We start from the raw sequence: 12,455 nt of genomic DNA, 5'->3' as shown, positions 1-12,455 counted from the left end.
GAAATGAGCCGCGTGAGCGAAATCATGGAAAGCATGGAATACGGCCCCTCGGTCGAAGACAGCAGCGCCGTTCGCGACTGGTTGCGCGACCGTGGCCCGTTCGGCCATTTCATCGGCGGCAGCTTTACCCGTCCGGGCGACAGCTTCACCACGCGCGACCCGGCAACCGGCGAGGCGCTGGCCCAGATCGCGCAGGGCACCGAACAGGATGTCGCCGAGGCGGTAAAGGCGGCGCGCAAGGCGCAGAACAGATGGGCAAAGCTGTCCTGCAGCGAACGGGCACGGTATCTCTATGCCATCGCGCGCCATGTCCAGAAACGCGAACGCTTTCTGTCGGTTCTGGAAACGCTGGACAACGGCAAGCCGATCCGCGAAAGCCGCGACATCGACGTGCCGCTGGTCGCGCGCCATTTCTATCATCACGCCGGCTGGGCGGAGCTGCGCGACGACGAATTTCCCGGCCACGCGCCCCTTGGCGTCTGCGGCCAGATCATCCCGTGGAACTTTCCGCTGCTGATGCTGGCCTGGAAGATCGCGCCGGCGCTGGCTGCCGGCAACACGGTGGTGCTGAAACCGGCGGAATACACGCCGCTGACCGCGCTGGCCTTTGCCGAAATCTGCCGTCAGGTCGGATTGCCGGAGGGCGTCGTCAACATCGTCACCGGCGACGGCGCGACCGGGGCTGCGCTGGTCCGGGCGCAGCCGGACAAGATCGCCTTTACCGGCTCGACCCAGGTGGGGCGCGGCATTGCCGCGACGCTGGCCGGAACCGGCACGAAACTGACGCTGGAACTGGGCGGCAAATCGCCCTTCGTGATCATGGACGACGCCGATCTGGACGCCGCGGTCGAAGGGGTGGTGGACTCGATCTGGTTCAATCAGGGTCAGGTCTGCTGCGCCGGATCGCGCATCCTGGTGGCCGAGGCGGTGACGTCGCGGTTCGAATCGCTGCTGCGCGCGCGCATGGACCGGCTGCGCGTGGGTGCGCCGCTGGACAAATCGACCGATATCGGCGCCATTGTCGATCCGGTGCAAAAGGATCGCATCCTGTCGATCTGCGCCGCGGCCACCGCCGCCGGGGCCGAACTGGTCGGAGGGCAGGCGGGCGAGGGGTGTTTCATCGCGCCCGGCTATCTGCGCAACATCGCCCCCGCCAATCCGGGGATGGTGCAGGAAATCTTCGGTCCCATCGCCACGCTGTCCACATTCCGCACCGCCGATGAGGCGGTCGAACTGGCCAACAACACGCGCTATGGTCTGGCCGGGTCGGTCTGGTCGGAAAGCGCGGCGGTCGCCACCGACATCGCCGCGCGGATCAAGGCCGGCGTCGTCTGGATCAACGGCGCGAACATGTTCGATGCCGCCGCCCCCTTCGGCGGCTATCGCGAAAGCGGTTTCGGGCGCGAGGGCGGGCGCACCGGGATGCGGGATTATCTGGCCGAGCCGCCGGTGAAACCGGCGAAGGACACTGCGCCGACGCCACCTGTGCTGATGGCGGAGGGCGAGGGCAAGGGCGGCGGCATCGACCGGACGATGAAGCTGTATCTGGGCGGGGCGCAGAAACGGCCGGACGGGGGCGCGATGTACACGGTGCCGGGCGGGCTGGCGCCGCTGGGCAACCGCAAGGACATCCGCAACGCGGTCGAGGCGGCGGCGAAGGCCGGCAAATGGGCCGCGATGGGCGGGGACGGCCGGGCGCAGGTGCTGTATTACATCGCCGAGAACCTCGCTGCGCGCGCCGACGATTTCGCCGCGCGCACCAGCCGCGCAGAGGCCGATGCGGCCATCGCGCGCGCCTTTCACTATGCCGCGCGCGCGGACAAGTTCGATGGCGCGAATGTGCAGACTAGACCGGGGCATCTGGTCAACGTGATCCCCGAACCTTACGGCGTCATGGCCATCACCTGCCCGAACCGCCAGCCGCTGGCGGCGTTCATGTCGCTGGTGATGCCGGCCATCGCGATGGGCAACAGCGTCGTTGCCATCGCCTCGCAGGACGATCCGCTGGTGCTGGCGGATCTGTATCAGGTGTTCGACACCTCGGACCTGCCCGGCGGCGTCGTCAATATCGTCACCGGCGCCACGGCCGAGCTTGCGCCCGTCGCCGCCGCGCATGATGGCGTGGCCGCGATGTGGCATGTCGGCGGCGGCGAGGGGCTGGAACGGGTCGAGCGTGCGGCGGGGGGCAATCTGAAGCCCGTCTGGTCGCCGGTCAATCGCGACTGGACCGGACCGGATGCGCAGGGGGCGGCGTTCCTGCATCACGCGGTCCAGTGGAAGACGGTCTGGCTGCCCTATGGCGCGCTGCCCGCCGGGACCGGCAGCGCCGCTTACTGAGGAGACGCGGACTTACCTGCCGCGGATGCGCGGGTCCATCGCGTCGCGCAGACCGTCACCGATATAGTTCACGCACAAGACCGTCAGCGAGATGAAGACGCCCGGCAGGATGACGCGGCTTGGATACAGCACCATCTGGTCCACCGCGTCGAAAAGCAGCCGGCCCCAGGTCGGGAAATCGGGCGGAAAGCCCAGCCCCAGAAAGCTGAGCGCGCTTTCGGTGATGATCGCGGTGGCGATGCCTAGGGTCGCCGCCACCATGATCGGCGACATCACGTTGGGCAGGATGTGGCGCAGGATCATCCGGCGCGGCGGCGTGCCGATCGACTTGGCGGCCAGGATGAATTCGCGTTCCTTCAGCCCCAGCACGTCGCCGCGCACGATCCGCGCCGACTGCATCCAGCTGGTCGCGCCGATGGCCGACACGATCAGGATGAAGATCCCCATCGCCGGCCCGAAATTCTGCGACAGCGGTTCGCGGAACAGCGTCACCATCAGCAGCAGCAGCGGCAGCAGCGGCAGGGCCAGAAACAGCTCGGTCAGGCGCATCAGCGGCGCGTCCAGCCGGCGGAAATAGCCGGCCACGACGCCGATGAAACTGCCCAGGGTGACGGCGATGATCATTGCCGTCAGCCCGACCGCGATGGACACGCGCCCGCCCGCCATCAGCCGCGCCAGCATGTCGCGGCCAAGCTGATCGGTGCCAAGCGGATGGGCGGGAACAAAGCCCGTGTTGCGCGCCCGGATATCGACATAGGTCGGGTCCAGCGTCCACAGAAGCGGGCCGATCGACACGAACAGCAGCACGCCCACGAACAGGACCAGCGCCACCATCGCGCCCTTGTGGCTGCGGAACTGGCGCCAGACATCGTGCCACTGGCTGCGCGTCTCGCCCCCCGCCCGCACCGGGTTGTCGGGCGGCAATTCGCTGGTGACGGGCGCGCCCGACGCGGATTCGTCGACCAGTTCCTGCGTGTCCAGCCGGCGCTGTTTTTCGGCCTCAGTCATAGCGGATCCTTGGATCGAGAAGGCCGTAAAGCACGTCGGCGATCAGCGTGAACAGGACGATCAGGATCGCGAACAGGAACGTCACCGTCAGCACCATCGGCAGGTCGTTGGCATAGATCGCGGTGATCAGCAACTGGCCGATGCCGTTGACCTTGAACACCTGTTCGGTGATCAGCGCGCCGCCGAACACGGTGGGCAGGCCCAGGGCGATCACGGTGACGACCGGGATCAGGCTGTTGCGCAGCACGTGTTTCAGCACCACCTTGCGCTCGCTCAGACCCTTGGCGCGGGCGGTGCGGACGTAATCCTGTCCCAGATTGTCCAGCATCGAGGCGCGCATGAACCGGCTGACCTGGGCTGCGTTATACAGCGCCAGCACCGTCACCGGCATCACCATCTGCCGCGCCTGCGCCAGAAAGCTGTCCCAGTCGCGCACGACCAGCGTCGTGTCATAGACCGACGGAAACCATTGCAGCTTGACCCCGAAGACGATGATCATCACCACCCCGGTGAAGAAGGTCGGCATCGAGAAGCCGATCATCGACACGAAGGTCCCGACCTGATCGAACCACGAATATTGCCGATAGGCCGACAGGATGCCGATCGGGATCGCGATCATGACGCCGACGATATAGGACATGCCGACCACGATCAGGGTCTGGGGCAGGCGCTGCGCGATCACGTCGAAGACCGGGCTGCGCGACTGAAAGCTGATGATCCGCTGCCTGCCGTCGCTGAAGCCGGTGCCGAAGAAATGGTCGAACCAATGCAGCGGCTCGACCCAGAAGAACTGCTTCAGCCACAGGACATAGCGGATATACCACGCCTGACCCAGCCCCAGCGCCTCGCGCATCCTTTCCTTGACCTCGGGCGGCACGGTCAGGGGCACATCGCCCAGCGGATCGCCGGGCGACGCCTCGAGCAGCAGGAAGATCACCAGCGAGATGAACAGCAGCGTCGGAATGGCCAGCAGCAATCTGCGGATCGTGAAATTCAGCATCTGACCCTCTGGTGGCGGGCTTTTGCGGCGGTCGTCGGCGGCGCGGATGCGGCGGGAAGGGTCATTCTGCCGCGCGGGACCATTCGGCGATGTTCCAGAACTCGCTGTCCCATGCGTTCATCTGCACCCCGTCCAGCCGGTTCGAACTGACCGAGACGCGGCCGCGCGCGATCAGCGGCAGCATTCCCATCGAATCGCGGGTCAGCATCAGGTTCGCCTGGCGCGCCAGTTCGCCCCGCTTTTCGATCCCGGCGGTGCGGCCCAGCTCATCGATCAGCGCGTCGTATTCGGGGTCGCAATAGCGGCCCGCATTCTCGCCCTGCCACTGGTTTTCCGGTCCGGGCGCCTTGTCGCAGGTGCGCTTGGCCAGATAGCTGCCGGGGTCGGTGCCGTCGAAGACGGTCGTATACATCTGCGCGTCGGCATAGAACTTGGTCAGCGTGTCGGGCGAGCCGGGATCGCTGCCGAAAAAGACCGAGGCATCGACGGTCTTCAACTCGGTCTCGACCCCGATTTCCGACCACCACTGCTTGATCAGCGCCTGAAAATCCTGCCGGACCGAGTTGACCGAGGACTGGAACAGCAGCGACAGTTTGCGCCCGTCCTTGTCGCGCACGCCGTCGCCGTCGCTGTCGGTCCAGCCGGCCTCGTCCAGCAGTGCGCGGGCGCCCTCGATGTCCTGGGTCAGGCAGTCGGTGTTGTCGGCGGCGAACACCTCGGGGGCGGGAACCATGTTGCAGGTGGCGCGGCCGGTGTCGCCATATCCCACCTCGTTCAGCAGATTGCGGTCGATGGCCATGGACAGGGCGCGGCGCACGCGTTCGTCGGACAGGATCGGGTGCGGATGCTGGATCGTCGACCGCTCGCCCTCGGACAGATCGGGCGAGGGGTCGGACATGTTCAGCACCACATGTTCGACGGTGGCGCCGAAATCGACCTCAAGCTGGCCCTTGCCGGCGGCCAGCATGCCCTGCAACACCTCGGGGGAAAGCTGCACGTTCCAGCCGTAATCGTATTCGCCGGTTTCCAGCACCGCCCGCGCCGCCGAGGCGGAATCGCCGCCGCCCTTCAGCGTCACGGTCGCAAAGGCGGGCAGAGACGGGTCGCGATATTCGGGATTGGCCTCGTAGGTCGAGACATCGTTGGTCAGAAACCGGGTGACGCGGAACGGTCCGGTGCCGATGGGGCCGAAATTCTGGTCGGTGCAGGAACTGGTGCGCGCGCCGGTGCAGTCTGCGAACTGCGCCTTCTGGATCACCGGCGCAAGGCTGCCGACGAACGCCTCATAGGGGTTGGGGCGCGGTTCGGTAAAGCTGATCTTCACCGTGCGCGGGTCCACCACCTCGACCTTGTCGATGCCTTCGAATTTGGCAAGCTGCGCACAGCCGCCTTGCGGGTCCATGCAGTAATCGGCGGTGAATTTCACGTCCTCGGCGGTGACAGGGCTGCCGTCGGACCATGTCAGCCCTTCCTTCAGCGTCCAGGTGATCGAGGTCAGGTCTTCGGCCAGACCGCCGTTTTCGGTGGTGGGGATCTCGGCCGCCAGACGCGGATAGATGCTGCCGTCCGGCGCGAACCCGGCCAGCGGTTCCAGAACCAGCGACGAGGCCAGCATGTCCTTGGTGCCGGTGGACAGATAGACGTTCAGCGTCGAGGGCGCCTGCCACAGCATCAGCCGCAATTCGCCATCCGTCCCCCGTTCGGCAAAAGCCGGAGAGGCGGCGCACAGGGCGGTCAGCGCGGCGGCGGTGGTGCGGCGGCGTGTGGCGGTGCCGGTCATCGGTCTGTCCTTTCGTTGTGGCGATGGGGTGCCGGACGCAGGGGCGCGACCCCGGCAACGACCGCGCCGGGCGTTCTGCCCGGCGCGGCCCGATATGCGTCCCGCGTCATTCGGATTTGCGATACCAGTCCGCGACGTTCCAGATCTCGGTATCCCAGGCGTTCAGTTCGACGCCGCCCAGCGTGTCGCTGACGGCCGAGGCGGTGCCGCGATAGACCAGCGGGATGACCGCGTGGCTGTCGCGGGTGATCATCTCGTTCATCCGCTTGCCCAGATTGCCGCGTTCGGTCAGATCGACCGTCTGGCCCAGTTCCACCACCAGCTTGTCATATTCCGGGTCGCAATAGCGGCTGGTATTCTCACCCTGCCACTGGTTGTCCGGTCCCGGCGCCTTGTCGCAGGTGTTCTTGGCCAGATAGGGTTCGGGGTTGTTGCCTTCGAAGTTGTTGGCATACATCTCGACATCGGCATAGAATTTCTGGAACGTGTCGGGCGAGCCGGGATCGCTGCCGAAGAAGACCGAGGCATCGACGGTCTTCAATTCGGTCTCGATTCCGATTTCCGACCACCACTGCTTGATCAGCGCCTGAAAATCCTGCCGCACCGCGTTCACGGCGGTCTGGTACAGCAGCGACAGCCGCATCCCGTCCTTTTCGCGCACGCCGTCGCCGCCCGGCACCCACCCGGCATCGTCCAGCAGCTTTTTCGCGCCTTCGATGTCCTGGTTCAGGCAATCCATGTTTTCCGAGGCCCAGGCTTCGGGCGCGGGAACCAGATTGCAGGTCGGCTGACCGGCCTGGCCATAGCCGATCTCGGTCAGCAACTGCCGGTCGATGGCCATGGACAGCGCCTGACGCACCGCCGGATCGGTCAGGAACGGATGGGGATGCTGGGTCGTCGACCGCTCACCCTCGGGCAGCGAGGGCGAGGGGTCGGTCAGGTTCACATGGATGCGTTCCACAAGGCTGCCGAACGCGGTCTCGACATGACCCTTGCCGTTCGCGGCCATCCCCGCCAGCACGTCGGGCGCAAGCTGGGTGTTCCAGGCATAGTCGAATTCGCCCGTTTCCAGAACCGAACGCGCCGCCGCCGCCGCATCGCCGCCGCCCTTGATCGTCAGCGTCGCGAAGGCGGGTTTTTCGAGGTCGCGATATTCGGGATTGGCCTCGAACGTGATCACGTCGTTGGTCTTGAACTCGATCACCTTGAAGGGGCCGGTGCCGATCGGGTTGAAATTCTGTTCGGTGCAGGTGGGCGCGGCGGCGCCGATGCAGTTTTCGAACTGCGCCTTTTGCAGGATCGGCGACTGCCCGCCCACGAAGGCCGAGAACGGGTCGGGATGCGGTTCGGTGAACGTCACCTGCACGGTCAGCGGATCGACCGCCTCGACCTTTTCGACGCCCTCGAACTTGGCAAGCTGCGCGCAGCCGCCATCGGGGTCCAGGCAGTAATTGGCCGTGAAGACCACGTCATCGGCGGTCAGGTCGCTGCCGTCCGACCACTTGATCCCCTCTTTCAGCTTCCAGGTGACGGTCTTCAGATCCTCGGAAATCCCGCCATTTTCCAGCGAGGGCAGTTCGGCCGCCAGGCGCGGGGTCAGCTTGCCGTCGGGGGTGAAGCTGGCCAGCGGCTCCAGCGTCATGCTGGCGGCGATGATGTCCTTGGTGCCGCTGGACAGATACAGGTTCATCGTCGACGGCGCCTGCCACATGATGATGTTGACCTGACCGTCCGCGCCGCGTTCGGCCATCGCCGCAGGGGCCAGCGACAGCGTCGCCGCCGCGCCCATCAACAAGGTTCTCAGTTTCATCAATCGCTCCTGTTGGGGATAGGTCCCGTCGGGGGCAGGGCACGCCGCGCGTCGCAAGCCGTTGAAGGGCCGTCGGTTTTCATTGTCTTTCCGGTTGTTCCGGGTGTCGTTCTGCGTGCCGCCATCCCTGCGGACTGCCCTCAGTTTCAAACCAACCCCATTTGAAAAGCAAGCGTTTTTGAAAGCCCCGTCCGGGCTTTGTGACACCCGGCGGTTTCGCTTTGACATTCGCGGTTGCCCGGCTAGCCTTCGCGGATGGCCTGAACCGGGGATGTTCCATGCTGGACGAAAATCCGCTTGTTTCCATTGAAAAGCTGCGCGTCGAATTCGACACCAATGACGGTGTCGTGGTCGGGGTCAAGGATGTCAGCTTCGACATCCGGCCCGGCGAATGCGTGTGCGTGGTGGGCGAATCGGGATCGGGCAAGTCGGTCAGTTCGCTGTCGCTGATGCGGCTGGTCGAATTCGGCGGCGGCACGATCACCAATGGACGGCTGATGTTCGATCCGGGCGATGGCGTGATGATCGACCTGGCGCGGCAGTCGACGCCCGCGATGCGCGACATTCGCGGCAACCGGATCGGCATGATCTTTCAGGAACCGATGACGGCGCTGAACCCGGTCTTCACGGTGGGCGACCAGCTTGCCGAAGGTCTGGTCGCACATCGCGGCATGGACAGGAAACAGGCCCGCGCCCGCGCGCTGGAGATCCTGCACCAGGTGCGCATCCCCGAACCCGAACGCCGGCTGGACCAGTATCCGCACGAACTGTCCGGCGGGATGCGCCAGCGCGTGGTGATCGCCATCGCCATGGCGTGCGAGCCGCGCCTGCTGATCTGCGACGAACCCACCACGGCGCTGGACGTGACCATCCAGGCCGAGATCCTGGCGCTGATCGACCGGCTGAAGCGCGAAAAGCAGATCGCGGTGATGTTCATCACCCACGACATGGCGGTGGTCGCGCAGATGGCCGACCGGGTGGTGGTGATGTATCGCGGCGACAAGGTCGAAGAAGGACCGGTCACCGAGATCTTCGAAAATCCGCAGCAGGATTACACCCGGATGCTGCTGGCCGCCGTGCCGCGCCTGGGCGAGATGACCGGCAAGCCTGCCCCAGAACGGCTGCGGCTGATGCATGACGGCACGATGGGCAAGCCCGAACCGATCATCGTGGCCGATCCCAGACCGCTGCTGACGGTGAAACATCTGACCACGCGCTTTGCCGTCAAGGGCGGTCTTCTGCGCCGCACCGTGGCGAATGTCCACGCGGTCGAGGATGTCAGCTTCACGATCAATTCCGGCGAGACGATGTCTCTGGTCGGCGAATCGGGGTGCGGCAAATCCACCTGCGGCCGCTCGATCCTGCGGCTGGTCGAGCCGCAATCGGGGCAGGTCGATCTGGACGGGACGGATGTGCTGGCGCTGTCGCCCTCGGCGCTGCGCCGCGCCCGGCGCTACATGCAGATGATCTTTCAGGACCCGTTCGCCAGCCTCGATCCGCATATGAAGCTTTACGATCAGGTGGCCGAACCGATGCAGAATTTCGGCATCGGCAGTCGCTCGGAACGGCAGGACCGGATCGCCGCGCTGTTCGACCGGGTGGAACTGCCGCGCCATTTCATGCGCCGCTATCCGCACGAGATGTCGGGCGGCCAGCGACAGCGCATCGCGATCGCCCGCGCCCTGGCGCTGAACCCGAAACTGATCGTCGCCGACGAGGCGGTGTCGGCGCTGGACGTGTCGGTGCAGGCGCAGGTGCTGAACCTGCTGATGGAGTTGCAGCAGGATCTGGGCATCTCGATGCTGTTCATCAGCCACGACATGGCGGTGGTCGAACGGGTCAGCCATCATGTCGGCGTCATGTATCTGGGCCGCATCGTCGAGATGGGAACCCGCCAGCAGGTCTTCGAAAATCCCCAGCACAGCTATACGCGGCAACTGATGCTGGCGGTGCCGGTGGCCGATCCGCGCCAGAAGAAGATCAGCGAGGATCTCAGCTTCCAGCCGATTCCCTCGCCCATCCATCCGGTCGATCATCAGGCCTCGCCCTCGGTCTATCGCGAGGTCGCACCGGGCCACCGGGTGCTGGTCGAGCCGAGGACGCATTCCTGACCGCAGACCCGGTGCGGCCTGCATCCCCCGGCCGCGCCTGTGCCCCTGCCGCCTCGCCCTCTTTCCAAATACCTCGGGGGAGGCGCCGCAAGGCGCCGGGGGCAGCGCCCCCACTTGCACGGCATGCACAAAGATATCATCCTTATGGGCGAAGGAGACCGATCATGCCCGTCAAGAACCGCTTTGCCGAACTGCTGCCCCAGATCACCGCCTGGCGCCGCGATTTCCACGAACATCCCGAACTGCTTTACGACGTGCACCGGACCGCCGGAAAGGTCGCCGACCTGCTGCGCGAATTCGGCTGCGACGAGGTGACCGAAGGGATCGGCCGGACCGGTGTCGTGGGCGTCATCCGCGGAAATTCCGACAGCAAGGGCCGGGTGATCGGCCTGCGCGCGGACATGGATGCGCTGCCGATCCACGAACAGACGGGGGTCGAATACGCCTCGAAGACGCCGGGCAAGATGCATGCCTGCGGCCATGACGGCCACACCGCGATGTTGCTGGGGGCGGCGAAATACCTGGCCGAGACGCGCAATTTCGACGGCACCGCGGTGGTCATCTTCCAGCCCGCCGAAGAGGGCGGGGCAGGCGGCGACGCGATGGTCAAGGACGGTCTGATCGAGCGCTGGAAGATCGACGAGGTCTACGGGATGCACAACATGCCGGGCGTTCCCACCGGCACCTTCGCGATCAAGCCGGGGGCGATGATGGCCGCCGCCGACCAGTTCGACATCACCGTGACCGGCAAGGGCGGGCACGCCGCCAAGCCGCATGAATGCATCGACACCACGCTGACGGCGGCGCAGATCGTCGTCGCGCTGCAATCGGTCGTGTCGCGCAATATCGACCCGCTGAAGAACGCGGTGATCTCGGTCTGTGTCGTCTCGACCGATTCGACGGCGCACAACGTCATCCCGCAGGTGGTCAAGCTGAAGGGCACCGCCCGCAGCCTGGAACCCGGCGTGCGCGACCAGCTTGAGGAAGGCATCACCCGCGTCGCCACCAATGTCGCCGCCGCGATGGGCGCGACCGCCAGGGTGGAGTATGAACGCGGCTATCCGGTGACGATGAACGACGATCAGGCGACCGAATGGGCCGCCGACGTGGCCCGCCAGATCGCCGGCGACGTGAACATGGACATGCAGCCGATGATGGGCGGCGAGGATTTCAGCTATATGCTGCTGGAACGTCCGGGCGCCTATATCTTCGTGGGCAACGGCGATACGGCGATGGTCCATCACCCGGCCTACAATTTCAACGACGACGCGATCCCCGCCGGCGCAAGCTGGTATGCCGGCATGGTCGAAAACCGCCTGCCCGCCGCCTGAGCGGGCGGCCCGGCCGCCGGGCATGTCGCAGGAAGGGCGTGGCCGGTCGGAAACGTCATGCCGCCCTTGCGCGATCCGGTCGAAACGCAGGTTCTTGAAGAAAGAAAGCGGACCCCCGTCATGAACAGCTATACCCTGCGCGTCACCTGCGCCTCGACCCGCGGGATCGTCGCCGCCATCTCGGGGTTTCTGGCGGCGAAGGAGTGCAACATCACCGACAGCGCGCAGTTCGACGATGCCGAGACCGGCCGGTTCTTCATGCGCGTCAGCTTCCGCTCGGAAGGCGGGGCCAGCCTGGATCGCCTGCAGCACGAATTCGCGCCCATCGCGGCCCGGTTCGACATGCAGGTCGAGATCGGCGACGATTCGGTGAAGAAGAAGGTGCTGATCATGGTCAGCCGCTTTGGCCATTGCCTGAACGATCTGCTGTATCGGTGGCGGATCGGCGCGCTGCCCATCGACATCGTCGGCGTGATCTCCAACCATCACGACTACCAGAAGGTCGTGGTGAACCACGACATCCCCTTCCACATGATCCGCGTGACCCCCGGCACCAAGCAGGCGGCCGAGGCACGGCAGATGGAGATCATCGAGGACAGCGGCGCCGAGCTGATCGTTCTGGCGCGCTACATGCAGGTCCTGTCGGACCGGATGTGCCAGAAGATGTCGGGGCGCATCATCAATATCCACCATTCCTTCCTGCCCAGCTTCAAGGGTGCCAATCCCTACAGGCAGGCCTATGAAAAGGGCGTCAAGCTGATCGGCGCGACCTCGCATTACGTCACCGCCGATCTGGACGAGGGGCCGATCATCGAACAGGACACGGTGCGCGTGACCCATGCGCAGTCGTCCGGCGACTATGTCAGCCTTGGTCGCGATGTCGAAAGCCAGGTCCTGTCGCGCGCGGTCCATGCCCATATCCATGGACGCGTGTTCCTGAACGGCGCCAAGACGGTGGTGTTTCCCGCCTCGCCCGGCAGCTATGTCAGCGAACGGATGGGCTGATCGCAGACGTGGCCGGGGGCTTTGCGCCCCCGTCGCGCGTGCCGCGCGACTCCCCCGCAGGATATTTGACCCA

At 65.5% G+C, this 12,455-nt stretch carries 8 protein-coding genes; 4 read left to right on the top strand and 4 right to left on the bottom strand.

The features are described 5' to 3' along the window. The first annotated feature begins 3 nt into the window (after positions 1-3). Entirely contained in the window at positions 4-2,337 is a 2,334-nt protein-coding gene (locus tag JHW45_RS13395) for an aldehyde dehydrogenase family protein (protein WP_272858101.1), read from the top strand. 12 nt (positions 2,338-2,349) lie between these two features. On the opposite strand, the gene JHW45_RS13390 is transcribed toward JHW45_RS13395, so the two are convergent. From JHW45_RS13390 to JHW45_RS13375, 4 genes are all read right to left on the bottom strand, one after another. Next, positions 2,350-3,345: an ABC transporter permease gene (locus tag JHW45_RS13390; protein ID WP_272858100.1), complete on the bottom strand. Its 996-nt coding sequence runs from the start codon at positions 3,343-3,345 to the stop codon at positions 2,350-2,352. Continuing rightward, positions 3,338-4,345 (bottom strand): ABC transporter permease, encoded by a 1,008-nt coding sequence (locus JHW45_RS13385; RefSeq protein WP_272858099.1) that lies wholly within the window; start codon positions 4,343-4,345, stop codon positions 3,338-3,340. The genes JHW45_RS13390 and JHW45_RS13385 overlap by 8 nt, the downstream gene beginning before the upstream one ends. 61 nt (positions 4,346-4,406) lie before the next feature. Continuing rightward, positions 4,407-6,125, bottom strand: coding sequence for a peptide ABC transporter substrate-binding protein (locus JHW45_RS13380; RefSeq protein ID WP_272858098.1), 1,719 nt, complete (start codon positions 6,123-6,125; stop codon positions 4,407-4,409). Positions 6,126-6,231: 106 nt separating this feature from the next. After that, positions 6,232-7,935 carry a peptide ABC transporter substrate-binding protein gene (locus JHW45_RS13375; protein ID WP_272858097.1) on the bottom strand — a complete coding sequence of 568 codons (1,704 nt, stop codon included), beginning with the start codon at positions 7,933-7,935 and terminating at the stop codon, positions 6,232-6,234. A gap of 278 nt (positions 7,936-8,213) precedes the next feature. Between JHW45_RS13375 and JHW45_RS13370 the strand changes: the two genes are divergently transcribed. The 3 genes from JHW45_RS13370 (at position 8,214) to purU (ending at position 12,382) form a co-directional block, all read left to right on the top strand. Further along, positions 8,214-10,046 carry an ABC transporter ATP-binding protein gene (locus tag JHW45_RS13370; RefSeq protein ID WP_272858096.1) on the top strand — a complete coding sequence of 611 codons (1,833 nt, stop codon included), beginning with the start codon at positions 8,214-8,216 and terminating at the stop codon, positions 10,044-10,046. 164 nt (positions 10,047-10,210) lie between these two features. Further along, positions 10,211-11,377 carry a M20 aminoacylase family protein gene (locus JHW45_RS13365; protein WP_272858095.1) on the top strand — a complete coding sequence of 389 codons (1,167 nt, stop codon included), beginning with the start codon at positions 10,211-10,213 and terminating at the stop codon, positions 11,375-11,377. Positions 11,378-11,497: 120 nt separating this feature from the next. Next, positions 11,498-12,382, top strand: a complete 885-nt coding sequence (gene purU, locus JHW45_RS13360) for a formyltetrahydrofolate deformylase (protein ID WP_272858094.1) — start codon at positions 11,498-11,500, stop codon at positions 12,380-12,382. Positions 12,383-12,455 lie beyond the last annotated feature (73 nt).

It is taken from the genome of Paracoccus stylophorae (assembly GCF_028553765.1).
GTDB classification, from domain to species: Bacteria; Pseudomonadota; Alphaproteobacteria; order Rhodobacterales; family Rhodobacteraceae; genus Paracoccus; species Paracoccus stylophorae.
The sequence above is the reverse complement of the archived record's forward strand: the minus strand, read 5'-3'. Positions and strand labels throughout refer to the sequence as shown.